Source organism: Enterobacter sp. CRENT-193, from assembly GCF_002787395.1.
GTDB lineage: Bacteria > Pseudomonadota > Gammaproteobacteria > Enterobacterales > Enterobacteriaceae > Enterobacter > Enterobacter hormaechei_C.
Map to the genome: position 1 here is coordinate 3743908 of NZ_CP024812.1, position 24930 is coordinate 3768837.

Below are 24930 nucleotides of genomic sequence, written 5' to 3' on the forward strand. Positions count from 1 at the left end.
CATTATGCGCCGGGTGCGTTTTTGCGCGTTTCTGACGAGTCTGCTGCTGGCAACCTCTGCCTTCGCCGCAGAGAGCTGGCAATCCATTCAGCAACAGGCCACCGGGCAGACCGTCTGGTTTAACGCCTGGGGCGGTGACGAGGCCGTTAACCGCTACCTCGACTGGGTAAGCGGCGAGATGAAAACGCACTACGCCATCAACCTGAAGATCGTTCATCTGGCCGATGCCGCCGACGCGGTGAAGCGGATCCAGACGGAACATGCCGCAGGACGTAGCAGTAACGGGTCGATGGATCTGCTCTGGGTAAACGGGGAAAACTTCCGCAACCTGAAAGCGGCAAACCTGCTGCTCACCGGCTGGGCGCAAACCCTGCCCAACTGGCGCTACGTCGATACCCGTAAACCGGTCACGGAAGATTTTGCCATCCCGACCGATGGAGCGGAATCCCCATGGGGCGGCGCACAATTAACCTTTATCGCCCGTAAAGCGAGTATGCCGACACCACCAGCAGATCCCCACGCGCTGCTGCTATACGCCCAACAGCACCCTGGCAAGGTGAGCTATCCACGACCGCCGGATTTTACCGGCACGGCGTTTCTGGAACAGCTACTGCTGGCGCTGACCGCCCATCCGGAGGCGCTAAAAAACGCGCCAGACAGTACCTTTGCGCAGGTCACCGCGCCGCTGTGGGATTACCTTGATACGCTGCACCCCCTGCTGTGGCGCGAAGGGAACGATTTTCCTCCATCGCCTGCGCGCATGGATACGCTGCTGGCCAGCGGCAGTCTGAACCTGTCGCTCACCTTTAACCCCGCCCATGCGATGCAAAAGGTGGCGAGCGGTGAACTGCCTGCCGACAGCTACAGTTTCGGCTTTCTCAAAGGCATGATCGGCAACGTCCATTTTGTCGCTATCCCGGCAAACGCCAGCGCGAGCGCAGGCCCGAAAGTGGTGGCGAATTTCCTGCTGTCACCACAGGCGCAGATCCGCAAAGCTAATCCTGACGTCTGGGGTGACCCGAGCGTGCTGGATGGCGAAAAACTGCCTGCGAAAGCGGCAAAACAGCTTCGCGCCTTTACCCCCTCAGGCACGCCTGATGTGCTTCCCGAACCGCACGCCGCCTGGGTTAACGCCCTGGAGCAGGAATGGCTTCGCCGCTACGGAACCCGCTAAGCGGGCTGGTCTGGGCGGCAATGGCGGTCATCTATCTGCCCCTGCTTCCCGCCAGCGGCATGCTGCTGGCCCCGGCGTTTTCTCCCGGCAACTGGGCGACGCTGTTTGCCGACCCGCAGCTGCCGCAGGCGCTGGCCGCCACGTTGGTGTCAGCGCTTATCGCGACGCTGGGCTCACTGTTTATCGCCCTGACCCTGCTTGCGCTTCTCTGGCCGGGTGAAGGCTGGCAGCGCCTGAGCACCCGTTTGCCGTGGCTGTTAGCCGTGCCGCACGTCGCCTTCGCCACCAGCGCGCTGCTGCTGTTTGCGGAAGGGGGGCAGTTTTACCGGTTCTGTACAGTCTGTTCGCCGCAGCTTGACCGCTACGGTATCGGGCTTGGCCTGACGCTTGCGGTCAAAGAGAGCGCGTTCGTTCTGTGGGCAATCTACGCCGCGCTGCCTGAAAAGCGCCTCGCACAGCAGAAAATTGTCATGCATACCTTCGGCTACGGACGAATGCAGGCGCTCAACTGGCTCGTCCTCCCGGCAATCGCCCCCGCGCTGGGCGCCGTGATGCTGGCGGTGCTCGCCTGGTCCCTTTCCGTGGTGGATGTGGCGATCGTGCTCGGGCCGGGCAACCCGCCTACGCTGGCGGTGCTGGCCTGGCAGTGGCTCACCCAGGGCGATGCGCAGCAGCAAACCAAGGGAACGCTGCTGTGTCTGGTGTTGCTCCTTCTGCTGGCGGCGCTTGCCGCGGTGGGATACGGCTTCTGGACGGCATGGCGGCGCGCCCAGCCTGACCCCTCCGGGGTACGTCGCGCTTCGCATAGCGCGCTGCCCGCACGGACGCTGGGCGGGTTACTGCCGCTGTGCGGCGTGCTCTGTGCGCTGGTTCTGCTGATGCTGGCACGCCGGGACGACATCGGCCCCGTCAGCGACAGCCTTTCTCTGGGACTGCTGTCCAGCCTGACAGCGCTGGCCATCCTCATGATCTGGCTTGAGTGGGGATCCCAGCGCGGCGCGGTGTGGATCTGGCTGCCGCTTGCCCTCCCGGCGCTGCCCCTCGTGTCCGGGCAGTATGCCGTGGCGCTGTGGCTGGGCATCGACGGCCAGTACGCTGCGGTGCTCTGGAGCCATATGCTATGGGTTCTCCCGTGGATGCTCCTGGTGCTACAACCGGCCTGGCGCCGGCTCGATCCCCGGCTTATCCTCACTGCCAGAACGCTGGGCTGGCGGCGGGCGAAAATTTTCTGGCTAGTGAAATGCCCATTGATGGTTCGTCCGGCCCTGCTGGCCTTTGCCACCGGCTTTTCCGTGAGCATGGCCCAGTACATGCCTACCCTCTGGCTGGGGGCGGGACGTTTCACCACCCTGACGACGGAGGCGGTCGCCCTCAGCAGCGGCGGCAGCATTCCGATCCTCGCCAGCCGGGCGCTGGGTCTGTTGTTGTTGACCAGCAGCGTATTTGCCCTTGCCGCGCTGCTCTCCCGGCTCGTGGGCCGTCACAGACAAGGATTACGTTAATGCTGACCGTGAAAAATCTCACCATTGCGCCGCTCTTACATGAGGTCAACTTCCGCGTCCCGGCGGGGGAGATCGTCACGCTGATGGGGCCCTCCGGGAGTGGGAAATCGACCCTTTTCGCCTGGATGGTGGGTGCGTTATCCGCTGATTTTAAGGCGCACGGCGAGCTGTGGCTGAACGATCGTCGCTGCGATATGCTCCCCGTGGAAACGCGCGGGATCGGCATTCTGTTTCAGGATGCCCTGCTGTTTGACGCCTTCAGCGTGGGGCAAAACCTGATGCTGGCGCTGCCGGCGCACATCGTCGGGCGCGCCCGCCGCAACGCGGTCGAGCAGGCCCTGGAGACTGCCGGGCTGGCAAACCACTACACCAGCGATCCGGCGACCCTTTCCGGCGGCGAGCGCGCCAGGGTCAGCCTGTTGCGCGCCCTTCTCGCCCAGCCGCAGGCATTGCTGCTCGACGAGCCGTTCAGTCGACTGGATAAAACGCTGCGCGCCTCATTCCGGGCGTGGGTATTCGAGGTCACTCGCCAGCGCAGGATCCCGGTGGTGCTGGTCACGCATGATGAGGACGATATTCCGCCCGGCGGCGAGGTGATTGAGATTTCTCGCTGGCAATAATGTGCTAACGCAATGTTTTTGGCTTCAGGAGAGACGACAATGCCCCCCTCTTTTAACGACGTCAGGTTTTTCGATGAAACGTGTTTCTCAACTGACCGCGCTGGCCCTGATCTGCGGCCTCGCCTCACTCTCCTCCACGGCGGCTGATATGCCCCACTCCCTCACGCTGGACCAGCTCCAGGCGCAAAACGGCGCGGTAATTGATACGCGCATCAGTGCGTTCTTTAACGGCTGGCCGCAGACCCTGAGCGGAACGTCCGGGCACGAGCCCGCCGCACTTAATCTCTCTGCCAGCTGGCTTGGGGCAATGAGCGATGAACAGCTCAGCGGCTGGGCAAAACAGCATCGGCTTACGCCAGACATGCCGGTTGCGCTCTATGGCAACGATAATGACAACCAGACCGTCAAAACACGGCTGGAGAAAGCGGGCTTTACCCACGTCTCTACCCTGAGCGATGCCCTGCAACAATCCGACCGTCTGCAACGTCTGGCGCATTTCGAACAGCTGGTTTATCCGCAGTGGATCCGCCAGTTGCAGCAGGGCAAACCCGTTACCGTCGCACCAGCCGGAGAGTGGAAGGTGATCGAGGCTGGCTGGGGTGCGCCGAAGCTTTATCTCCTGAGCCACATTCCCGGCGCGGGCTATATCGACACCAATGAAGTGGAAAGCGAACCGCTGTGGAATAAGGTCTCTGACGAAAAGCTGAAAGCGATGCTGGCGAAGCACGGGATCCGTCACGATACCACCGTCATTCTGTACGGTCGCGACGTGTATGCCGCCGCGCGCGTGGCGCAGATCATGCTCTACGCGGGCGTGAAGGATGTGCGGATTCTGGATGGCGGCTGGAAGGCGTGGTCCGACGCCAGCCTGCCCGTTGAGCGCGGAACGCCTGCAAACGTGAAGCCAGCCCCTGATTTTGGCGCGCCGATCCCGGGCCAGCCGCAGCTGATGGTGGATATGGAGCAGGCCCGGGGAATGCTGCACCGTCAGGACGCGTCGCTGGTGAGCATTCGTTCCTGGCCAGAGTTTATCGGTGAAACCAGCGGCTACAGCTATATCAAGCCAAAAGGTGAAATTGCCGGTGCGCGTTGGGGCCATGCGGGCAGCGACGCGACCCACATGGAAGATTTCCACAATCCGGATGGCACCATGCGCAGCGCCGATGATATTGCCGCCATGTGGAAAACGTGGAATATCCTGCCGGAGCAGCACGTTGCGTTTTACTGTGGTACCGGCTGGCGCGCGTCTGAAGCCTTTATGTACGCCCGCGCCATGGGCTGGCAGAACGTTGCCGTCTACGACGGCGGCTGGTACGAATGGAGCAGCCATCCGCAGAACCCGGTCTCCACCGGGGAGCGCGGACCGGAGAGCGCACGCTAGCGGGGAAGTGACTTCAGCGTGATATAACCGCTCCAGATGCGCGTTGTGGTGGTCAGCCAGCACAACGCGCCAAACACCCATGCAAAGAGCGCGAAATGCGCCGGAAACAGGCTGCACAGCACAAACAGCGCGATGGTCTCTGTTCCTTCCGTTAATCCTCCAATGTAATAAAGCGACTTGTGCGCATAGCCGGGGTTGTCGATATCATGCTTCCCCGCCAGCGCGGCAAAGGCCAGAAAACTGCTGCCCGTCCCCATAAACGCGAACAGCAGCCAGGCGGCGGCGATCGCATTATCAGCCGGAGCGGCCAGCGCAAAACCAAACGGCACCAGGGCGTAAAACAGGAAGTCGAGGGCGATATCAAGAAATCCTCCCGCGTCCGTCAGGCCACGGCGACGCGCCAGCGCGCCGTCCAGACCATCCAGCAGCCGGTTCAGCACAATGGCGATCAGCGCCGCCGGATACCAGCCCAGCGCCAGAAAAGGTAACGCCAGCACACCAATCGCAAACCCGGCGAGCGTTAAGCCATCAGGCGTGATAAACGGTTTATCCAGCGCGGCGGCCAGCTGATTTAACCCGGGTTTCAGCCGGGGGTGCAGATGTTTATCCAGCATGTGGTTTACCTTTAAACGTGGCGCACAGCCCCTGAGTCGGGATATCCAGCGCGGCGTTAAAGCGGGCGGAAAGATTCTGAAAGGCAATCAGAGCCGTCATTTCGGTGATGGTCTCTTCCGTAAAGTGGCGCTTCAGCAGGCTTTTGATATTTTCATCCACCTCAGGCGGCGTGGCGGTGACCGCTTCCGCATAAGCCAGCGCCGCGCGCTCCTCTTCGCTGAACAGGGTGGAATTTTGCCAGTCGCTGACGGCCTGCACTTTATCCAGCGCCCCGCTCCGCTCGGCCAGACGCAGGCTGTTGGCATCAATACAAAATGCGCAGTGGCAGACCTGCGAGACCCGCGTCATTAGTAGCGATCGCAGAACCGGGGTCAAACGCGCCTTGCGCCGCTCCAGGTAGCCGACAAACAGCGCCACCAGCCAGAAAAGACGCGGCATACGCCCCCACCAGCGAGTGGGGTTCAGCACCGCGCCGAAGTGTTTTTTCTGCATGGCGGCGATGGGGCTAAGGCTGACGGGAAGGGTTTCCATGGGCGCAACCCAGGCGGATGTCTCTTTCACCTGATTCTCCTGATGACTGGACTCTTTGGAAGGGCACGATAATATGTCGTTTTTCGCTATTAATTATTGACGAACATGCTGAAAACACTCGATGTGGTTGCGGCCATCCTCGAAAATGAGGGCAAGATTTTGCTGGCGCAGCGTCCCGAACATGCCGATCAGCCAGGAATGTGGGAATTTGCGGGCGGGAAGGTTGAAGCCGGTGAGACCCAGCCGGAAGCGCTGATCCGCGAACTGCGCGAAGAGCTCGGCATTGAGGCCGTGCCCGCGCGGTATGTGGCAAGCCACCAGCGGGAGGTGTCGCAGCGGCTGATTCACCTCCACGCCTGGTATGTGCCTGAATTTAGCGGTGAGCTGAAGGCGCATTATCACTCGGCGCTGGTATGGTGTACGCCAGAAGACGCGTTCACGTATGATTTAGCCCCGGCGGATATACCGCTGCTGGAAGCGTTTATTCTTTTACGCGACGCCAGACCAGCGGGTTTGTACTGAGGGTGCGTTCTTCACGCTGGCACTGCAACAGCACGCCATCCGACCTGACCACTGCGCCTTCGGAATAGTTTTGATCCTGATAGATACAGCACTGATTACACGGCTGCGCACGTTGGCCGCCAGCACTAAAGACCTCTGGCGGCACGTTAACCTCGACATCCGGGCGAATGCGATCAGCCTGTGCCCCGGCGGACACCATCAAACATAACGCGGCCATTGCGTAACGGTTCATAGACTTTGTTTCCTTTGCATCGTTTATATCTATAACGGTCGATCCGGACGGGATCTTTAATGTATCTCGTCATCGCTTTTAGTTATGACGCGCGCCCTGTCATTAATTTCCCTTGCAGCATAAATTTCTGCTTGCCTCTCAAAGCGGTGCGGGTGGTATAGTCAAAAAAACGACACAAAACATCTCCGCCACACGCATAAATTATTATAAGAGGTTCTTATATCTATGGATCAGACACGCTCTCTGGAAAGCTTTCTTGCCCATGTTCAGCAGCGCGACCCGCACCAAAGCGAGTTTGCCCAGGCCGTTCGTGAAGTCATGACCACCCTGTGGCCCTTCCTTGAGGAAAATCCGCGCTACCGCCAGATGGCGCTGCTTGAACGTCTGGTTGAGCCAGAGCGCGTCATCCAGTTCCGCGTGGCGTGGGTGGACGATCGCAATCAGGTGCAGGTCAACCGCGCGTGGCGCGTGCAGTTTAACTCGGCCATTGGCCCGTATAAGGGCGGCATGCGCTTCCACCCGTCCGTAAACCTGTCGATTCTGAAGTTCCTCGGCTTCGAGCAGACCTTTAAAAACGCCCTCACCACGCTCCCGATGGGCGGCGGGAAAGGCGGCAGCGATTTCGATCCGAAAGGCAAAAGCGAAGGCGAAGTGATGCGTTTCTGCCAGGCGCTGATGACCGAGCTCTACCGTCACCTCGGCCCGGATACCGACGTGCCTGCCGGTGATATCGGCGTCGGTGGACGTGAAGTAGGCTTTATGGCCGGGATGATGAAAAAGCTCTCCAACAACAGCGCCTGCGTCTTTACCGGCAAAGGGCTGTCGTTTGGTGGGAGCCTGATCCGCCCGGAAGCGACCGGATACGGTCTGGTTTACTTCACCGAAGCCATGCTCAAGCGTCACGGTTTAGGCTTTGAAGGCATGCGCGTCGCGGTGTCCGGCTCCGGTAACGTAGCGCAGTACGCGATTGAGAAAGCGATGCAGTTTGGCGCTCGCGTGGTGACCGCCTCTGACTCCAGCGGCACGGTGGTGGATGAAGCGGGCTTCACGGCGGAGAAACTGGCGCGCCTGTGTGAAATCAAAGCCAGCCGCGATGGCCGCGTGGCGGATTACGCCCGGGAGTTTGGCCTGACCTACCTGGAAGGGAAACAGCCGTGGGGCGTGCCGGTGGATATCGCCCTGCCGTGCGCCACGCAGAACGAGCTGGATGCTGAAGCCGCGCGCACGTTGATTAGCAACGGCGTAAAAGCGGTGGCCGAAGGGGCGAACATGCCAACCACCATCGACGCCACGGACCTGTTCCTGGACGCGGGCGTGCTGTTTGCGCCGGGCAAGGCCGCTAACGCGGGCGGCGTGGCCACCTCCGGCCTCGAGATGGCGCAAAACGCCGCGCGTCTCGGCTGGAAAGCGGAGAAAGTGGATGCGCGCCTGCACCACATCATGCTGGATATTCACCATGCCTGCGTGGAGTACGGCGGGGAGGCATCGCAAACCAACTACGTGCGCGGGGCGAATATCGCCGGGTTCGTGAAGGTGGCGGATGCGATGATTGGGCAGGGTGTGATTTAAGGTTTATATCGTGCGGCCGGGTGCCCTCACCCCGGCCCTCTCCCATAGGGAGAGGGTGAAAACCGGGCGTATCAGGCCGCGCTTTTCTTCTTTTTAAACGGTTTCTTCGCACCCGCGCCTGGTGCAACCATCCCTCTGAAGCGCTTCACCGGCGTGCTGCGCGCCTGATCGATCAGCTGGTAAAGCGTCCCCACCAGCGGCTGCATAAAGTCCTGATAGCGGCACTGCTTCTCGCTGATCTGCGTCAGCACCGATTCCCAGTGCGCGGTCATGTCCGGCCTGGCGGCCAGCTCCGGCAGGGAATGAATCAGCGCGCGCCCCGGCTCGGTCGAATGGATATAGCGCCCCTTTTTCTCAAGAAAACCGCGCTTAAAGAGCAGCTCGATGATCCCCGCGCGGGTTGCTTCCGTACCCAGACCGTCGGTGGCGCGGAGGATCTTCTTCAGATCTTTATCCTGCACAAAACGGGCGATCCCGGTCATGGCCGAAAGCAGCGTCGCATCGGTGAAGTGGCGCGGCGGCTGGGTCTGTCGTTCAACCACCTCCCCCTTCTCGCACAGCAGTTCGTCGCCTTTGGCCACGACCGGCAGCGGCGTACCGTCGTTCTCTTCGTCACGCTCTTTGTTGCCGAGCAGCGTGCGCCAGCCCGCTTCCGCGAGGAAACGCGCTTTGGCGATAAATTTGCCTTTGGCAATGTCCAGTTCGATAACGCACTTGCGGAACACCGCGTCCGGGCAGAACTGCATCAGATACTGACGCGCGATCAGGTTATAGACTTTTGCTTCGTTGTCGGTCAGGTTGACGTTGCTGGTGCGCGCCGTCGGGATTATCGCGTGGTGGGCATCGACTTTTTTATCGTCCCAGCAGCGGTTATGGGTATCCGGGTTTACCGCCGGTTGCGGCAACAGATCCGGCGCATGGACACCAATGGCGTTCATCACCGAGTGGCGTCCGGCGAAGTGTTCCTCCGGCAGATAGCGGCTGTCCGAACGCGGATAGGTGATCAGCTTGTGGGTTTCATAGAGCTTCTGGCAGATATCGAGCACGTTCTGCGCGCTCAGGCCAAACTTTTTCGCGGCCTCGATCTGCAACGCCGAAAGGGAGAACGGCAGCGGTGCGGGCTCTGATTCCCGTTTGTCGTTATAGCTGGTGACTATCGCGGGTTGGCCGGTAATGCGGTTAACCACGTGCTCCGCCAGCGGACGATGCAGCAGCCGTCCCTCTTCGTCCTGATATGACTCACAGGCATCGCTCGGCTGCCAGACGGCGGTAAAGCGTTCGTCTTTCGGCGTGACGATATGCGCTTTGACTTCGAAGAAGTCTTTGGCGACGAAATTTTCGATCTCTTCGTCGCGACGCACCACCAGCCCCAGCACCGGGGTTTGAACACGCCCAACAGAGAGTACGCCCTGATAGCCCGCATTGCGTCCCAGGATGGTGTAGGCGCGGGTCATGTTGATCCCGTACAGCCAGTCCGCGCGGGCACGTGCCAGCGCGGACACACACAGGGGAATAAATTCGCTGTTGGCGCGCAGGCGCGAAATCGCGCGCTCCACCGCCTGCGGGTTAAGGTCGTTGATCAGGCAGCGCTGCACCTGCTGACGCTTTTCCGGCGCCAGCTCCAGGTAGTCCAGCACTTCATCGACCAGCAGTTGCCCTTCCCTGTCCGGGTCACCCGCGTGGACCACTTCCGTCGCCTCATGCAGGAAGCGCTTAATGACGTTGAGCTGTTTGGTGACGGAAGGACGCGGTTGCAGACGCCACTTTTCCGGCACAATCGGCAGATCGTTGAGATTCCAGCGGGCGTAGCGGCTGTCGTAGACATCCGGCTGCGCCTGTTCAAGCAGGTGCCCGATACACCAGGTGACCACCTGTCCGTTACCGCATTCGATAAAGCCATCACCTTTGCGATGCGGCTTGGGCAGCACGTCGGCGATGGCACGCGCCAGACTCGGTTTTTCGGCAATAAACAACCGCATCGAATTAACGAATCTCAATCATCGGGCGACCACCGCGGGCGGTCACCAGCTCACCAATGGCCGTCAGGGTGATGCCAAACTCGGCAGCCGTCGCCTGAACGTCAGCTTCAGCTTCTGGCGTCACCGCCAGCAGCAGACCACCGGAGGTTTGCGGATCGCACAGCAGGTTACGCCATGCTTCCGGCATTTCGCCCATTAAATGGCCGTAGCTGGCGAAGTTGCGCTGCGTCCCGCCCGGAACGGCGCCCTGAGCAATGTACTCTTCCACGCCCGGCAGTTTCGGCACATCCTGATACCAGACCTGCGCCTGCACGCCCGCGCCCTGACACACTTCAGAGAGGTGCCCCAGCAGACCAAATCCGGTCACGTCGGTCATGGCCTTCACGCCGTCGATATTGGCGAATGCCGCACCGGCGAGGTTCATCTGGCACATCACTTCCGTTGCCAGACCAATATGCTCGGGCTTCAGCAGGGACTTTTTCTCTGCGGTCGTCAGTACGCCAACGCCCAGCGGCTTGGTGAGGAACAGTTTGCAGCCCGGTTGCGCCGTGCTGTTGCGCTTCACGCGTTCGGTGGGCACCACGCCGGTGACGGCCAGGCCGAAGATCGGCTCCGGCGCATCGATAGAGTGACCACCGGCCAGGGCAATACCCGCCTGCTGGCAGGCAAAGCGTCCGCCTTCAATCACGTCGCGGGCAATCCCCGGCGGGAGGGTGTTAATCGGCCAGCCCAGAATGGCGATCGCCATGATCGGTTTACCGCCCATCGCAAAGATATCGCTGATGGCGTTGGTGGCCGCAATGCGTCCGAAGTCGAATGGGTTGTCGACAATCGGCATAAAGAAGTCAGTAGTGCTGATAATGCTGGTGCCGTTACCTAAGTCATAAACCGCTGCATCGTCACGCGTTTCGTTACCGACAAGCAGGTTCGGGTCGACAAACTTCGCCTGCTCACTGTGCAGGATGGTCTCCAGCACTTTCGGGGAAATTTTACAACCGCAACCGGCTCCGTGGCTGTATTGCGTTAAACGAATGGTTTGCTCGCTCATGGACGTCTCCTGTCATCTCAATCGCGCTATGGTAGCGCTCATTCCATAAAGAGGTAAGTATGACTGTCTGAATTCTGCGGCGGATGCTCAGAATCCAGACAGTTTAGCGCGGGTAATTAAAAACGGCTGACGAAAGGCGTGGTGTCCGGCACGCTGATGGTGCTGGAGGCTTTAAGCTGCGGGGTGCCGAGATAGAGGAAGCCGACAATTTTATCGTGCTCGCCACAGGCAAAGCCATCACGCACGACCGAACTTTCGGTCAGCGGTCCGGTGCGCCAGATGCCATTGAAGCCCTGCGCGACGGCGGCCATTTGCATTGCCATTACCGCGCAACCGGCAGACATCTCCTGCTCCCAGACCGGCACTTTATGATCGGCCTGGCATTTTGCGACTACCGCGATGATCATCGGCGCACGGAATGGCGCGTTGCGGGCTTTATCAATCCCCTTCTCATCCTGGCCTGCGGCAACAGCCCCCTGCTCCAGCAGCTGGCTGAAGCGGCCGCGCCCTTCGCCTTCAATCACAAAGAAGTGCCACGGCTGCAATGTGCCATGGTCCGGCGCACGCATTCCGGCACGCAGAATGTTTTCCAGCTGCTCGCCGACGGGTGCCGGTTCGGCCAGGCGGGAAGCGCTACGACGGTTAACAAGCAGTTCAAGTGCGTCCATTGGTTAACTCCTTTCATGAAATTTACTCACAAAATTAACACGACAGCAGAATTTGTTACAGCGTGGCAGGCGATTCCTGCTGACAAGTGGCGGTTGGGTCATTACGATAACCGCACATTACCGTCCCGTGGCGACGGAAACAGTCCTTTTCTGGTTAGGGAGAATACATGCGAACCCTTTGGCGAATCATTGCCGGTTTCTTTAAATGGACGTGGCGACTGCTCAACTTCGTCCGCAACCTGGTGATGAACATCTTTTTCATCTTCCTGGTCCTGGTATGCGCTGGTATCTGGATGCATATCAGCAACGCAAACCAGTCGCAGCATTCGACGCGCGGCGCACTGTTACTCGATATCACCGGGGTGATTGTTGATAAGCCATCGACCAGCAACCGTCTGGGCGTGATTGGCCGCCAGCTGTTCGGCGCAACGTCAGACCGTCTCCAGGAAAACTCCTTGTTTGATATTGTCGACACCATCCGTCAGGCCAAAGACGATCGTAACATTACCGGTATCGTACTTGACCTGAAAGATTTTGCCGGCGCCGATCAGCCGTCAATGCAGTACATCGGTAAAGCGCTGCGCGAATTTCGCGACAGCGGTAAACCGGTTATTGCCATTGGCGACAGCTACACCCAGGGGCAATATTATCTGGCGAGCTTTGCCAATAAGATCTGGCTTTCGCCACAGGGCACGGTCGATCTGCATGGCTTCGCCACTAACGGTCTGTACTACAAATCGCTACTCGACAAGCTGAAGGTCACTACCCACGTCTTCCGCGTCGGGACCTATAAATCCGCCGTGGAGCCGTTTATCCGCGATGATATGTCCCCTGCTGCCCGTGAAGCGGACAGCCGCTGGATTGGTGAGCTGTGGCAGAACTACCTCGGCACCATTGCCGCTAACCGTCAGATTACCGCTGAGCAGGTCTTTCCGGGCGCGCGCGGCGTGCTGGACGGCCTGCGCAAGGTGGACGGCGATACAGCGAAATACGCGCTTGATAACAAACTGGTCGATCAGCTGGGTTCCAGCGCTGAAATTGAAAAAGCGCTGACCAAACAGTTCGGCTGGAGTAAAGAGGACAAAAACTACAGCGCCATCAGCATGTATGACTACGCCGCGAAAAAATCGGACGACAGCGGTGACAGCATCGCCGTGGTGTTTGCTAACGGGGCCATTATGGACGGGGAAGAAACGCCGGGGAACGTCGGCGGAGACACCACCGCGTCGCAGATCCGCGATGCGCGCCTGGATCCGAAAGTGAAGGCAATTGTCCTGCGGGTGAACAGCCCTGGCGGCAGCGTCAGCGCCTCTGAAGTGATCCGTGCTGAACTGGCCGCCGCGCGCGCCGCAGGCAAGCCGGTAGTGGTCTCGATGGGCGGCATGGCGGCTTCCGGGGGGTACTGGATCTCGACGCCAGCCAACTACATCGTGGCTAACCCAAGCACGCTGACCGGCTCGATTGGCATCTTCGGTGTGATCAACACCGTTGAGAACAGCCTGGATTATCTCGGCGTCCACACCGACGGCGTTTCCACCTCGCCGCTGGCAGACGTGTCCGTTACCAAATCCCTGCCGCCTGAGGTGTCTGAGATGATGCAGCTCAGCATTGAGAGTGGCTATAAACGTTTCATCACGCTGGTTGCGGACTCCCGTAAAAAGACGCCAGACCAGATTGACCAGATCGCGCAGGGCCACGTCTGGACCGGCCAGGATGCGAAGAGCAACGGTCTGGTAGACAGCCTGGGTGATTTCGACGACGCCGTGAAGAAAGCGGCGGAGCTGGCGAAGCTCAAGCAGTGGCACGTGGACTATTATCAGGACGAACCGACGTTCTTCGATATGGTCATGGACAGCATGTCCGGCTCCGTCCGTGCCATGCTGCCGGACGCGCTTCAGGCTTATCTGCCGGCGCCGGTGGCGACCGCGGCGAAAGCCATGAAAGCGGAGAGCGACAAGCTCGCAGCCTTTAATGATCCACAGAGCCGTTACGCGTTTTGCCTGACCTGCGCGAACGTGCGTTAAAAACCGTCCCCTCTTCCCGTGAAGAGGGGATTTTTTCTTTTGAAGAACAAGAACTCATTACCATGCAGAAGAAATCAATATATGTCGCCTATACCGGCGGTACCATCGGTATGCAGCGCTCAGAAAATGGCTATATCCCGGTTTCCGGCCACTTGCAGCGCCAGCTGGCGCTGATGCCTGAATTTCACCGTCCGGAAATGCCGGACTTTACCATCCACGAATATGAGCCGCTGATGGACTCCTCCGACATGACGCCGGAAGACTGGCAGCATATTGCGGATGATATTAAAGCCCATTACGACCAGTACGACGGCTTCGTGATCCTTCACGGTACCGACACCATGGCGTTCACCGCCTCGGCGCTCTCCTTCATGCTGGAGAACCTGAGCAAGCCCGTCATCGTGACCGGTTCGCAGATCCCGCTGGCGGAACTGCGTTCAGACGGGCAGATCAACCTGCTTAACTCCCTGTACGTGGCCGCTAATTACCCGATCAACGAGGTAACGCTGTTCTTCAACAACCGACTGTACCGCGGGAACCGTACCACTAAAGCGCACGCCGATGGCTTTGACGCTTTTGCCTCACCTAACCTGCAACCGCTGCTGGAAGCGGGGATCCATATCCGTCGTCTGGGCACGCCGCCCGCGCCAAATACCGCAGGCGAGCTGATCGTTCATCCGATCACCCCGCAGCCGATTGGCGTGGTGACGATTTATCCGGGGATCTCCGCCGACGTGGTGCGCAACTTCCTGCGCCAGCCGGTGAAGGCGCTGATCCTGCGCTCCTATGGTGTGGGTAACGCCCCGCAGAACGGTGAGTTCCTGAAAGAGCTTCAGGAGGCGAGCGATCGCGGGATTGTGGTGGTCAACCTCACCCAGTGTATGTCCGGCAAGGTCAATATGGGCGGCTACGCCACCGGTAATGCTCTGGCTCACGCAGGCGTGATAAGTGGTTTCGATATGACCGTTGAGGCAACGCTGACTAAACTTCACTATTTACTGAGTCAGGATTTGGATATTGATTCCATTCGCCGCGCCATGATGCAAAACCTGCGCGGTGAACTGACGCCGGACGAATAAGGAGATCCCATGAAGCAACGCGCCCTGTTACTGGTCGATTTGCAAAATGATTTCTGTGCGGGTGGTGCGCTGGCCGTCGCGGAAGGCGACAGCACCGTAGACGTCGCGAATTCGCTGATTGCGTGGTGTAAAGCTCGTGGTGAAGCGGTGGTGGCGAGTCAGGACTGGCATCCGGCAAACCACGGCAGCTTTGCCAGCCAGCACAACGTTGAGCCTTACAGCCAGGGCGATCTGGACGGGCTGGCGCAAAACTTCTGGCCCGATCACTGCGTGCAGCAGACGGAGGGCGCTGAGCTGCATCCGCTGCTGAACCAGAAGGCCATCGACGCGGTGTTCCACAAAGGTGAAAACCCAACCATCGACAGCTACAGCGCGTTCTTTGATAACGGTCATCGTCAGAAGACGGCGCTGGACGCGTGGTTGCGCCACCATGAGATCACCGAGCTGATTGTGCTGGGCCTGGCGACGGATTACTGCGTGAAGTTCACCGTGCTGGATGCGCTCCAGTTGGGCTATACCGTGAATGTCATCACCGACGGCTGTCGCGGGGTAAATATTCAGCCGCAGGACAGCGCTCAGGCGTTTATGGATATGGCAGCAGAAGGCGCAACGCTGTATACGCTGGCTGACTGGATGGAGACGCAGGCGTAAGCTTTTTAGCCGGGTGAAGGCTTAGCCTTACCCGGCCTACTTTCTCTGGTTTTGTAGGCCGGGTAAGCGTCAGCGCCACCCGGCATTTCTTCCCCAATCCCCATAAAGTGAACTCCCTCGCATCACAAGCGAAACGGCGATGCTATTCTCTTCAGGCTGTTTTTTCGCCACGCCTTTTCTGTGGCGTGGTTATTTTTATTCAGTCAAAGAGGAACTTATATGAAACGTTTGCCCTTGCTGGCAGCATTACCCTTGCTTTGCGCGTCACTGGCTTCCGCCGCGCCCCTGATGTCCGTGGGTTACTTCAATGGGGGTGGCGATGTTACCGCCGGACCGGGTGGCGATATTAATAAACTGGACGTCCGCCAGATCACCCACCTCAACTACTCGTTTGGTCTGGTCTATAACAACGAGAAAGACGAAACCAACGCCGCGCTGAAAGATCCGGCAAAACTGCATCAAATCTGGTTATCACCTAAGGTGGCATCCGATCTGGCGTTACTTCCTCAGCTTCGTAAACAAAACCCGAACCTGAAAGTCCTGCTTTCCGTTGGCGGCTGGGGGGCGCGTGGTTTTTCTGGCGCAGCGGCAACCAAAGAGAGTCGCGCGGTGTTTATTCGCTCCGCGCAGGAGATCGTCAGTCAATACGGCCTGGACGGGATCGACCTGGACTGGGAATATCCGGTCAACGGCGCGTGGGGACTTGTCGAAAGCACCCCTGCCGACCGGGATAATTTCACCGCGCTGTTAAAAGAGATGCGTGACGCGTTTGGTAAGAAAAAGCTGGTCACGATTGCGGTGGGCGCGAATGCGGAAAGTCCGAAAAGCTGGGTGGATGTGAAAGCTATTGCCCCCCTGCTCGATTACATCAACCTGATGACCTACGACATGGCGTACGGTACTCAGTATTTTAACGCGAATCTGTATGACTCCAGCGACTGGCCAACGGTAGCTGCCGCAGACAAATACAGCGTCGAGTTTGTGGTGAATAACTATCTGGCCGCCGGGCTGAAGCCGCAGCAGATGAACCTCGGAATTGGTTTCTATGGGCGCGTGCCGAAACGTGCCGTAGAGCCAGGGATCGACTGGAGCAAACCAGACGCGCAAAACAATCCGGTGACGCAGCCCTACTTCGGGCCGCAGGAACTGAGCCTGTTCAAATCGCTTGGCTATGATCTGACCAAAGATACCTATGTGAAATACAACGATATCGTCCGCAAGCTGCTGAACGATCCGCAAAAACGCTTTACCGAGCACTGGGACGAACAGGCGAAGGTGCCGTGGCTGTCGGTGAAATCCGCCGACGGGAAGGCGCTGTTTGCGATTTCCTATGAGAACCCGCGCTCCGTGGCGATCAAAGCGGATTACATCAAGGAGAAAGGACTTGCCGGCGCCATGTTCTGGGAGTATGGGGCTGACGACGAAAACCAGCTCGCGAAACAGCTGGCGGAGTCGCTTGGGATCCCGCATCAGTAGTAAGACAATCAAGCCCTCTCCCTTTGGGAGAGGGTTGGGTGAGGGCATAAACCCGCACCGTTATTGCATTTTCATCGTCGCAATCGGCTTCGGCGTGATGCCGAAGTCTTCTTTCAACTCGCGCTTGCTTTTCATCACCATCTGACCGTTAGTGTCGATGGTCATGTGCTGGGCGTCGGTATTGTGACGCGCCTGCCACAGCATCACCAGCTGCAAGCTGTTCTCTTTTTGCTCAGGTGTGAGCGCCACACCGTCCGGCCATTTTCCCAACTCAACGGCCGTCACCAGACGCTGATAAACCTCCGGGGTCATACCTGCAATCATGTCATCAATATTCATGATCTCTCCCTTTCAAAGGAATAATTTGCTGAATCGTTTTTTCAACCCTTGGTCTGGTCGCCGTTTTCATCATCGGTAAAGCTCATGGAAGCCGAATTTACGCAGAAACGCTCCCCCGTCGGCTGCGGGCCATCCGGGAAGACATGCCCGAGATGGGCGTCGCAGTTCCCGCAACGAATTTCGGTGCGCACCATGCCGTGCGAGGTGTCCGTCAGATAGCGGATCGCATCATCGCTGACAGGCTCGTAAAAACTCGGCCAGCCGCAGCCAGAATCGTACTTCGTCTGGGAGTTAAACAGCGGTGCATCACACACCAGGCAGTGGTAGACGCCTTCCCGTTTATTGTGCAGCAAACGCCCGGAAAACGGCGGTTCTGTGCCGTGATTTTGCGTCACGTAAAACTGCATCTCTGTAAGGTTTTTTTTCAAATCGTCGGGGTTACGTTGGTTCGACATATGCTTACATCTCGCTGTTGAAACAGACATCTTTTAACCCAGATTCTAACAAAACATTAACACCCGCGCGTGCACTTTTGTTCTAAACTTATGTGTCGCGAAAAGGCGGTCAGGCAATTGTGATCAATTTCACATTTTAATCCTGCGAGGCCTTTAAAATTCCGGGCGCAGCCCCCATGTGGTTGCTAGCTCAAAGGGAAAGTGAGGCGAGTCAGTCGCACAAACGTTAGTCACAGGATTGATTTGTCGCAATGATTGACACGATTCCGCTTGACGCTGCGTAAGGTTTTTGTAATTTTACAGGCAACCTTTTATTCACTAACAAATAGCTGGTGGAATATATGACTATCAAAGTAGGTATCAACGGTTTTGGCCGTATCGGCCGTATTGTTTTCCGTGCTGCTCAGAAACGTTCTGACATCGAAATCGTTGGTATCAACGATCTCCTGGACGCTGAATACATGGCGTACATGCTGAAGTACGACTCAACTCACGGTCGTTTCGACGGCACCGTTGAAGTGAAAGACGGCCACCTGGTTGTTAACGGCAAAACCATCCGCGTTACTGCTGAGAAAGACCCAGCTAACCTGAAATGGAACGAAATCGGTGTTGACGTTGTAGCTGAAGCTACCGGTATCTTCCTGACCGACGAAACTGCACGTAAACACATCACTGCGGGTGCGAAGAAAGTTGTTCTGACTGGTCCTTCCAAAGACAACACCCCAATGTTCGTTCGCGGTGCAAACTTCGAAACTTACGCTGGCCAGGACATCGTTTCCAACGCATCCTGCACCACCAACTGCCTGGCACCGCTGGCTAAAGTTATCAACGACAACTTCGGCATCATCGAAGGTCTGATGACTACCGTTCACGCAACCACCGCTACTCAGAAAACCGTTGATGGCCCGTCTCACAAAGACTGGCGCGGCGGCCGTGGCGCGGCTCAGAACATCATCCCATCTTCTACCGGTGCTGCTAAAGCAGTAGGTAAAGTACTGCCAGAACTGAATGGCAAACTGACTGGTATGGCGTTCCGCGTTCCAACTCCTAACGTATCCGTTGTTGACCTGACCGTTCGTCTGGAAAAAGCTGCTTCTTATGAAGAAATTAAGAAAGCAATCAAAGCTGCTTCCGAAGGCCCAATGAAAGGCGTTCTGGGTTACACCGAAGACGACGTTGTATCTACCGATTTCAACGGCGAAGTGTGCACTTCCGTGTTCGATGCTAAAGCAGGTATCGCACTGAACGACAACTTCGTGAAACTGGTTTCCTGGTACGACAACGAAACTGGCTACTCTAACAAAGTACTGGACCTGATCGCTCACATCTCCAAATAAGTTGAGATGAGTGCTTGATCCTAAAAGGCGACTTCGGTCGCCTTTTTTATTGTTTTTAGACAGAGGATTGCTTAATGATTAATAAAATTTTTGCACTTCCGGTAGTCGAACAACTTACCCCTGTGCTCTCCCGCCGTCAGATTGACGGTGCCGATATCATCGTCGTTGATCATCCGCGCGTTAAAGCCTCCGTCGCGCTCAACGGCGCCCACCTGCTCTCCTGGAAACCAGAAGGTGAAGAAGAAGGCCTGTGGCTGAGCGAGGCCACCTCGTTCAAAAGAGGGGCGGCGATCCGCGGCGGCGTACCGATTTGCTGGCCATGGTTTGGCCCGTCAGCGCAGCAGGGATTACCGTCTCACGGTTTCGCCCGTAACCAGCAGTGGACGCTGAAAGCCCACAACGAAGATGAAAACGGCGCGGTGTTGACCTTTGAGCTCCAGGCGAATGATGAAACGCGCGCCCTGTGGCCACATGAATTCACCCTGTATGCCCGCTTCAAGCTGGGTAAAACCTGCGAGATTGAACTGGAAGCGCACGGCGAATTCGAAACAACGTCCGCCCTGCACACCTATTTCAACGTAGGCGACATTCAGGCCGTTAAGGTGAGCGGACTTGGCGATACCTTTATCGACAAAGTGGATAACGCGAAAGAAGGCAAGCTGGACGACGGCGTGCAGACTTTCCCGGATCGTACCGACCGCGTGTATCTGCACCCGGAAGCCTGTAGCGTCATCCACGACAGCGCGCTGAACCGCGGTATTGATGTGGTTCATCACCACCACAGCAACGTGGTGGGCTGGAACCCGGGCCCTGCCCTTTCCATCAGCATGGCGGATATCTCGGATGACGGTTACAAGACCTTCGTGTGCGTGGAAACCGCGTGCGTGACCGCGCCGCAGAAAACCAGCGAAGAAAAACCGTCCCGCTTAGGCCAGACGATCAAGATTGTGAAGCGCTAATATTGTTCAGGCATCATAAAAAAACAAACGGGGCGCTAGCGCCCCGTTTTAATGCATCACGTTCTGGTCAGAACTTGTAGGTCACACCCACGGAGAAGATGCCAGACCAGGACTTGTCGACCATCGGGCTGTCTTTCACTTCATCACTCAGACGAATGTAACGGCCAGTACCGTACACATTCCAGTCACCGAGGAAGTTATACGATGCGGTGAGTTCCAGGTACGGGTCCCAGCCATCATCCGCGCTGTAGCTATTCAAACCACTGCGGCGAGACTCCGCTTTAGACACGCCATAGTAGTAGTCGTTGTAATTTTCGCTGCTGTACTGCACACCGATACCCGGCGTCAGCGTCACTGCGCCGTTGGTATAGCGGTAAAGCCACGCCAGATCCCAGATGAAGCCGTTGCTGTTGTCCAGGGTATCGCCCGCCAGCGCAGTGCGCAGGAAGCCATACTCGGTATTATGGACGTAAGAAAGCCCCGCCATCAGTGAGCTTCTGCGTTTGTCCAGTTGACGAAGCGCATTGCTGTCGCTGTCGCCTGGTTTAAAGTGCGTTGGGTCGTAATAGGCCATGATGGAGAGCTTATCGGCCGTATCGTTCCACAGATAGTAGCCGCCGCCCAACCCACGGAACCAGAAGTTATCGCCTTCATAGGTGACAACGGGGACAGGATAAACGTCGCGGTCATACTGCTTGTACGGGCTGTTAATCACGCCAGCACCCGCGCCAACAGTCCACTGGCTCTCAGCCTGTACGGTGCTCGCTGCGGTAGCGGCAAGGATGCCCAATGCCAGAAGTTTGAGTTTGGTCACAATCCATTCTTTCCTGTAGTCAAATAATCAGCGGGTGAAGTGTAACCGCCATTCCCGTACATCCCAAAATTTTTTGCGCACTAATCCGTTTGATTAACCCGTTATTTTTCATTTTTCAGATGACATCCCGCTTTCATTTATGTGACCGATAAATGAAAAACCCGCTTTTCGCTTATAACCGCAGTGGAAATTTTTGGATGAGTTATTGATATGTCATTGAAAGTAGATTTTATCCGTATGCAAGTTTTGCAATTGCCATCTACGCTTTAATTTAAGAAGAGGTTTTGCTGAACACCCTGCGGTTCATAGCCTTCGACCTGGCACACAGGTTGCTGCTCTGGCAGTGAGGTGCGAAAAATTCTCTTCCGGGAGCCTCCACTACTCATACGAACGGCTCTTATCCTGTGCTAAAAAACGAAAGGACGGCATGCCATGAATATATTCGATCACTATCGCCAGCGCTACGAAGCTGCCAAGGACGAAGAGTTCACACTGCAGGAGTTTCTTACCATTTGTCGGCAAGATCGCAGTGCCTATGCCAATGCGGCAGAAAGGCTATTGATGGCTATTGGTGAGCCAAACATGGTTGATACTGCCCTGGAGCCACGGCTTTCCCGTCTCTTTTCGAATCGGGTGGTCGCCCGATACCCGGCGTTTGAAGAGTTCTATGGCATGGAAGATGCCATTGAGCAGATCGTCTCCTACCTGAAGCATGCCGCTCAGGGGCTGGAAGAGAAGAAGCAGATCCTTTACCTGCTGGGTCCTGTCGGTGGGGGTAAATCCTCCCTGGCTGAACGGCTGAAAGCGCTGATGCAGCGCGTGCCGATCTATGTGCTGAGCGCCAACGGCGAGCGCAGCCCGGTCAATGACCATCCGCTGTGCCTGTTTAATCCGCAAGAGGATGCGCAAATTCTGGAAAAAGAGTTTGGCATTCCGCATCGCTATCTCGGTACGATCATGTCGCCGTGGGCGGCAAAACGTCTGCACGAGTTTGGCGGGGACATCACCAAATTCCGCGTCGTGAAAGTGTGGCCGTCTATCCTCGAGCAGATCGCCATTGCCAAAACAGAACCCGGTGACGAGAACAACCAGGATATCTCGGCGCTGGTGGGTAAAGTCGATATCCGTAAGCTGGAGCATCACGCGCAAAACGACCCGGATGCCTACGGCTATTCCGGTGCGCTGTGCCGTGCCAACCAGGGGATTATGGAATTCGTCGAGATGTTTAAAGCACCGATCAAAGTGCTGCATCCGCTGCTGACCGCCACCCAGGAGGGGAACTACAACGGGACGGAAGGTATTTCCGCCCTGCCGTTTAACGGGATTATCCTTGCCCACTCTAACGAATCTGAATGGGTGACCTTCCGTAACAACAAAAACAATGAGGCGTTCCTTGACCGTGTGTACATCGTCAAAGTGCCTTATTGCCTGCGGATCTCCGAGGAGATCAAGATTTACGAAAAACTGCTCAACCACAGTGAGCTGGTCCATGCCCCTTGCGCACCGGGAACGCTGGAAACGCTGTCGCGCTTCTCGATCCTGTCGCGCCTGAAAGAGCCGGAAAACTCCAGCATCTACTCAAAAATGCGCGTGTATGACGGCGAAAGCCTGAAGGATACCGACCCGAAAGCGAAATCGTACCAGGAATACCGCGATTACGCCGGGGTCGACGAAGGGATGAACGGTCTGTCGACGCGTTTCGCGTTTAAGATCCTCTCCCGCGTCTTTAACTTCGACCACGCGGAGGTGGCCGCCAACCCGGTACATCTGTTCTACGTGCTGGAACAGCAAATTGAACGTGAACAGTTCCCACAGGAGCAGGCTGAACGCTACCTGGAGTTCCTGAAAGGCTACCTGATCCCGAAATACGCCGAGTTCATTGGCAAAGAGATCCAGACCGCCTATCTGGAATCCTATTCCGAATACGGCCAGAACATCTTCGACCGGTACGTCACTTACGCTGACTTCTGGATCCAGGATCAGGAGTATCGCGACCCGGATACCGGCCAGCTGTTTGACCGTGAATCCCTGAACGCGGAACTTGAAAAAATCGAGAAACCAGCCGGGATCAGCAACCCGAAAGACTTCCGAAACGAGATTGTGAACTTCGTGCTGCGCGCCAGAGCGCATAACAACGGCCGCAATCCGAACTGGACCAGCTACGAAAAACTGCGCACCGTTATAGAGAAGAAAATGTTCTCTAACACGGAAGAGCTGTTGCCGGTTATCTCGTTCAACGCCAAAACCTCAACCGACGAGCAGAAAAAGCACGACGATTTTGTCGACCGTATGATGGAAAAAGGCTATACGCGCAAACAGGTCCGCCTGCTTTGTGAATGGTATCTGCGCGTGCGTAAATCGTCTTAAAACAAGTGCCCGGTAACGCGCTTACCGGGCCAACAAAATGTCCGGCACTTACGGACGCTGCAAGTTGGCAAATGCAGTACGGGGGATATATGACCTGGTTTATTGACCGGCGTCTTAACGGCAAAAACAAGAGCACGGTGAATCGCCAGCGCTTCTTGCGCCGTTATAAAGCGCAAATTAAACAGTCGATCTCCGAGGCCATCAACAAACGCTCGGTGACCGACGTCGACAGCGGCGAATCCGTCTCCATCCCCAACGATGACATCAGCGAACCGATGTTTCATCAGGGGCGTGGCGGCCTTCGCCATCGTGTACACCCAGGTAATGACCACTTCGTCCAGAATGACAGAATCGAGCGTCCCCAAGGCGGAGGCGGCGGTTCTGGCAGCGGTCAGGGGCAAGCCAGCCAGGACGGAGAAGGCCAGGATGAGTTTGTCTTCCAGATTTCAAAAGACGAATATCTCGATCTGCTGTTTGAGGATCTGGCCCTGCCGAATCTGAGAAAGAATCAGCACCGTCAACTCAACGAATACAAAACCCATCGTGCGGGCTATACCGCAAATGGGGTGCCCGCCAACATCAGCGTGGTGCGTTCACTGCAAAACTCGCTGGCGCGACGCACGGCGATGACGGCAGGCAAACGGCGCGAACTGCGCGAGCTGGAAACCAGCCTGAAAGTAGTGGAAAACACGGAACCGGCGCAACTGCTGGAAGAGGAGCGCCTGCGAAAAGAGATTGCCGAACTGCGGGCGAAGATCGACCGGGTGCCGTTTATCGACACGTTCGACCTGCGCTACAAGAACTACGAAAAACGCCCTGAGCCTTCCAGCCAGGCGGTGATGTTCTGCCTGATGGACGTGTCAGGTTCAATGGATCAGGCCACCAAGGATATGGCTAAGCGTTTTTATATTCTGCTCTATTTGTTCCTGAGCAGAACGTATAAGAACGTGGAGGTGGTCTACATCCGCCATCACACTCAGGCGAAAGAGGTGGATGAACATGAGTTCTTCTACTCGCAGGAGACCGGTGGCACCATCGTGTCGAGCGCCCTGAAGCTGATGGATGAGGTAGTGAGGGAGCGCTACGATCCGGCGCAGTGGAACATCTACGCCGCGCAGGCATCGGATGGCGATAACTGGGCGGATGACTCGCCGCTGTGTCATGAAATTCTGGCGAAGAAGATCCTGCCGGTGGTGCGTTACTACAGCTACATTGAAATTACCCGTCGTGCCCACCAGACGCTATGGCGTGAGTATGAGCATCTGCAAGCGATGTTTGATAACTTTGCGATGCAGCACATTCGTGACCAGGATGACATCTATCCGGTCTTCCGGGAACTGTTCCAGAAGCAGAGTTCGACAACCTCCAATTAAATGTTATTAATCAGCCAGTTAACTTTGTTTTTCTGGCTGATTTTATTGTATTTTCATCCTCATTTTTCTCCATGTTTTTCATTCACTTAAATTTTATTTTGGGGAATGCGATTTTGTAGAAGTGATTATGCAAAACTTCCTTTGGGCTTTAGGATGCCATCATGGGATGGAGGTTAAAATTCTCTCGTTCCGACCAAACCACACAAAAAAACCAG

General features: G+C 57.1%; 23 protein-coding genes. 14 read left to right on the top strand and 9 right to left on the bottom strand.

Annotated features, from left to right (window positions below):
• The first annotated feature begins 13 nt into the window (after positions 1-13).
• The 4 genes from CU081_RS18620 (at position 14) to CU081_RS18635 (ending at position 4677) form a co-directional block, all read left to right on the top strand.
• A complete protein-coding gene (locus tag CU081_RS18620; RefSeq protein WP_032645884.1) occupies positions 14-1174 on the top strand; it encodes an ABC transporter substrate-binding protein in 1161 nt (386 codons plus the stop codon).
• Entirely contained in the window at positions 1147-2676 is a 1530-nt protein-coding gene (locus CU081_RS18625; protein WP_022650882.1) for an ABC transporter permease subunit, read from the top strand. Before CU081_RS18620 ends, CU081_RS18625 begins: the two co-directional genes overlap by 28 nt.
• Positions 2676-3296 (top strand): ATP-binding cassette domain-containing protein, encoded by a 621-nt coding sequence (locus CU081_RS18630; RefSeq protein WP_022650881.1) that lies wholly within the window; start codon positions 2676-2678, stop codon positions 3294-3296. The genes CU081_RS18625 and CU081_RS18630 overlap by 1 nt, the downstream gene beginning before the upstream one ends.
• A gap of 73 nt (positions 3297-3369) precedes the next feature.
• A complete protein-coding gene (locus CU081_RS18635; protein WP_022650880.1) occupies positions 3370-4677 on the top strand; it encodes a sulfurtransferase in 1308 nt (435 codons plus the stop codon).
• Here CU081_RS18635 and CU081_RS18640 read toward each other — a convergent pair.
• Together CU081_RS18640 and CU081_RS18645 are read right to left on the bottom strand one after the other, a co-directional pair.
• Positions 4674-5291 carry a CDP-alcohol phosphatidyltransferase family protein gene (locus CU081_RS18640; protein WP_022650879.1) on the bottom strand — a complete coding sequence of 206 codons (618 nt, stop codon included), beginning with the start codon at positions 5289-5291 and terminating at the stop codon, positions 4674-4676. The two genes, CU081_RS18635 and CU081_RS18640, sit on opposite strands and share 4 nt — an antisense overlap.
• Positions 5281-5853: a carboxymuconolactone decarboxylase family protein gene (locus tag CU081_RS18645; protein WP_022650878.1), complete on the bottom strand. Its 573-nt coding sequence runs from the start codon at positions 5851-5853 to the stop codon at positions 5281-5283. Before CU081_RS18645 ends, CU081_RS18640 begins: the two co-directional genes overlap by 11 nt.
• A gap of 75 nt (positions 5854-5928) precedes the next feature.
• Here CU081_RS18645 and CU081_RS18650 point away from each other — a divergent pair, with 75 nt between their 5' ends.
• Positions 5929-6345 (top strand): pyrimidine (deoxy)nucleoside triphosphate diphosphatase, encoded by a 417-nt coding sequence (locus tag CU081_RS18650; protein ID WP_022650877.1) that lies wholly within the window; start codon positions 5929-5931, stop codon positions 6343-6345.
• Here CU081_RS18650 and CU081_RS18655 read toward each other — a convergent pair.
• Complete coding sequence (locus CU081_RS18655; RefSeq protein ID WP_022650876.1) at positions 6305-6577, bottom strand: YnjH family protein; 273 nt, start codon at positions 6575-6577, stop codon at positions 6305-6307. The two genes, CU081_RS18650 and CU081_RS18655, sit on opposite strands and share 41 nt — an antisense overlap.
• A 225-nt stretch (positions 6578-6802) precedes the next feature.
• Here CU081_RS18655 and gdhA point away from each other — a divergent pair, with 225 nt between their 5' ends.
• Entirely contained in the window at positions 6803-8146 is a 1344-nt protein-coding gene (gene gdhA / locus CU081_RS18660) for an NADP-specific glutamate dehydrogenase (protein WP_022650875.1), read from the top strand.
• Positions 8147-8217: 71 nt separating this feature from the next.
• On the opposite strand, the gene CU081_RS18665 is transcribed toward gdhA, so the two are convergent.
• From CU081_RS18665 to CU081_RS18680, 3 genes are all read right to left on the bottom strand, one after another.
• The gene (locus CU081_RS18665; protein WP_022650874.1) at positions 8218-10125 is read right to left on the bottom strand and encodes a DNA topoisomerase III; all 1908 of its coding nucleotides are present in this window, start codon (positions 10123-10125) and stop codon (positions 8218-8220) included.
• Between the two features lie 4 nt (positions 10126-10129).
• Positions 10130-11173 carry a selenide, water dikinase SelD gene (gene selD / locus CU081_RS18670; RefSeq protein ID WP_022650873.1) on the bottom strand — a complete coding sequence of 348 codons (1044 nt, stop codon included), beginning with the start codon at positions 11171-11173 and terminating at the stop codon, positions 10130-10132.
• A gap of 116 nt (positions 11174-11289) precedes the next feature.
• A complete protein-coding gene (locus CU081_RS18680; protein ID WP_003857859.1) occupies positions 11290-11841 on the bottom strand; it encodes an NAD(P)H nitroreductase in 552 nt (183 codons plus the stop codon).
• Positions 11842-12008: 167 nt separating this feature from the next.
• On the opposite strand from CU081_RS18680, the gene sppA reads away from it, so the two are divergent.
• From sppA to CU081_RS18705, 4 genes are all read left to right on the top strand, one after another.
• The gene (gene sppA / locus CU081_RS18690) at positions 12009-13865 is read left to right on the top strand and encodes a signal peptide peptidase SppA (RefSeq protein ID WP_022650872.1); all 1857 of its coding nucleotides are present in this window, start codon (positions 12009-12011) and stop codon (positions 13863-13865) included.
• Between the two features lie 62 nt (positions 13866-13927).
• Positions 13928-14944, top strand: coding sequence for an asparaginase (ansA, locus tag CU081_RS18695; RefSeq protein WP_023303507.1), 1017 nt, complete (start codon positions 13928-13930; stop codon positions 14942-14944).
• Between the two features lie 9 nt (positions 14945-14953).
• Entirely contained in the window at positions 14954-15595 is a 642-nt protein-coding gene (gene pncA, locus CU081_RS18700; protein ID WP_022650870.1) for a bifunctional nicotinamidase/pyrazinamidase, read from the top strand.
• 219 nt (positions 15596-15814) lie between these two features.
• A complete protein-coding gene (locus CU081_RS18705; RefSeq protein ID WP_022650869.1) occupies positions 15815-17071 on the top strand; it encodes a glycoside hydrolase family 18 protein in 1257 nt (418 codons plus the stop codon).
• Positions 17072-17131: 60 nt separating this feature from the next.
• On the opposite strand, the gene CU081_RS18710 is transcribed toward CU081_RS18705, so the two are convergent.
• Together CU081_RS18710 and msrB are read right to left on the bottom strand one after the other, a co-directional pair.
• Positions 17132-17410, bottom strand: a complete 279-nt coding sequence (locus CU081_RS18710; protein WP_003857863.1) for a YeaC family protein — start codon at positions 17408-17410, stop codon at positions 17132-17134.
• Positions 17411-17451: 41 nt separating this feature from the next.
• Entirely contained in the window at positions 17452-17865 is a 414-nt protein-coding gene (gene msrB, locus CU081_RS18715; protein ID WP_003857865.1) for a peptide-methionine (R)-S-oxide reductase MsrB, read from the bottom strand.
• A gap of 341 nt (positions 17866-18206) precedes the next feature.
• Between msrB and gapA the strand changes: the two genes are divergently transcribed.
• Positions 18207-19202, top strand: a complete 996-nt coding sequence (gene gapA, locus CU081_RS18720; protein ID WP_006809136.1) for a glyceraldehyde-3-phosphate dehydrogenase — start codon at positions 18207-18209, stop codon at positions 19200-19202.
• 74 nt (positions 19203-19276) lie between these two features.
• Entirely contained in the window at positions 19277-20161 is an 885-nt protein-coding gene (locus CU081_RS18725; protein ID WP_022650868.1) for a D-hexose-6-phosphate mutarotase, read from the top strand.
• A 67-nt stretch (positions 20162-20228) separates the two neighbouring features.
• Here CU081_RS18725 and CU081_RS18730 read toward each other — a convergent pair whose 3' ends face one another.
• A complete protein-coding gene (locus tag CU081_RS18730) occupies positions 20229-20975 on the bottom strand; it encodes a MipA/OmpV family protein (RefSeq protein ID WP_022650867.1) in 747 nt (248 codons plus the stop codon).
• Positions 20976-21407: 432 nt separating this feature from the next.
• Here CU081_RS18730 and yeaG point away from each other — a divergent pair, with 432 nt between their 5' ends.
• Both yeaG and CU081_RS18740 read left to right on the top strand, forming a co-directional pair.
• The gene (gene yeaG, locus CU081_RS18735; protein ID WP_006809140.1) at positions 21408-23342 is read left to right on the top strand and encodes a protein kinase YeaG; all 1935 of its coding nucleotides are present in this window, start codon (positions 21408-21410) and stop codon (positions 23340-23342) included.
• Positions 23343-23431: 89 nt separating this feature from the next.
• Complete coding sequence (locus CU081_RS18740) at positions 23432-24715, top strand: YeaH/YhbH family protein (protein ID WP_022650866.1); 1284 nt, start codon at positions 23432-23434, stop codon at positions 24713-24715.
• Positions 24716-24930 lie beyond the last annotated feature (215 nt).

Bases quoted from the DNA above. Each gene is read 5' to 3' on its own strand.
- CU081_RS18665 (WP_022650874.1), bottom strand. From the start codon at position 10,125: ATGCGGTTGTTTATTGCCGAAAAACCGAGTCTGGCGCGTGCCATCGCC.
- selD (WP_022650873.1), bottom strand. From the start codon at position 11,173: ATGAGCGAGCAAACCATTCGTTTAACGCAATACAGCCACGGAGCCGGT.
- CU081_RS18635 (WP_022650880.1), top strand. From the start codon at position 3,370: ATGAAACGTGTTTCTCAACTGACCGCGCTGGCCCTGATCTGCGGCCTC.
- ansA (WP_023303507.1), top strand. From the start codon at position 13,928: ATGCAGAAGAAATCAATATATGTCGCCTATACCGGCGGTACCATCGGT.
- gapA (WP_006809136.1), top strand. From the start codon at position 18,207: ATGACTATCAAAGTAGGTATCAACGGTTTTGGCCGTATCGGCCGTATT.
- msrB (WP_003857865.1), bottom strand. From the start codon at position 17,865: ATGTCGAACCAACGTAACCCCGACGATTTGAAAAAAAACCTTACAGAG.
- CU081_RS18630 (WP_022650881.1), top strand. From the start codon at position 2,676: ATGCTGACCGTGAAAAATCTCACCATTGCGCCGCTCTTACATGAGGTC.
- gdhA (WP_022650875.1), top strand. From the start codon at position 6,803: ATGGATCAGACACGCTCTCTGGAAAGCTTTCTTGCCCATGTTCAGCAG.
- CU081_RS18725 (WP_022650868.1), top strand. From the start codon at position 19,277: ATGATTAATAAAATTTTTGCACTTCCGGTAGTCGAACAACTTACCCCT.
- CU081_RS18625 (WP_022650882.1), top strand. From the start codon at position 1,147: ATGGCTTCGCCGCTACGGAACCCGCTAAGCGGGCTGGTCTGGGCGGCA.
- yeaG (WP_006809140.1), top strand. From the start codon at position 21,408: ATGAATATATTCGATCACTATCGCCAGCGCTACGAAGCTGCCAAGGAC.
- CU081_RS18680 (WP_003857859.1), bottom strand. From the start codon at position 11,841: ATGGACGCACTTGAACTGCTTGTTAACCGTCGTAGCGCTTCCCGCCTG.
- CU081_RS18640 (WP_022650879.1), bottom strand. From the start codon at position 5,291: ATGCTGGATAAACATCTGCACCCCCGGCTGAAACCCGGGTTAAATCAG.
- CU081_RS18650 (WP_022650877.1), top strand. From the start codon at position 5,929: ATGCTGAAAACACTCGATGTGGTTGCGGCCATCCTCGAAAATGAGGGC.
- CU081_RS18740 (WP_022650866.1), top strand. From the start codon at position 23,432: ATGACCTGGTTTATTGACCGGCGTCTTAACGGCAAAAACAAGAGCACG.
- CU081_RS18655 (WP_022650876.1), bottom strand. From the start codon at position 6,577: ATGAACCGTTACGCAATGGCCGCGTTATGTTTGATGGTGTCCGCCGGG.
- sppA (WP_022650872.1), top strand. From the start codon at position 12,009: ATGCGAACCCTTTGGCGAATCATTGCCGGTTTCTTTAAATGGACGTGG.
- pncA (WP_022650870.1), top strand. From the start codon at position 14,954: ATGAAGCAACGCGCCCTGTTACTGGTCGATTTGCAAAATGATTTCTGT.
- CU081_RS18710 (WP_003857863.1), bottom strand. From the start codon at position 17,410: ATGAATATTGATGACATGATTGCAGGTATGACCCCGGAGGTTTATCAG.
- CU081_RS18705 (WP_022650869.1), top strand. From the start codon at position 15,815: ATGAAACGTTTGCCCTTGCTGGCAGCATTACCCTTGCTTTGCGCGTCA.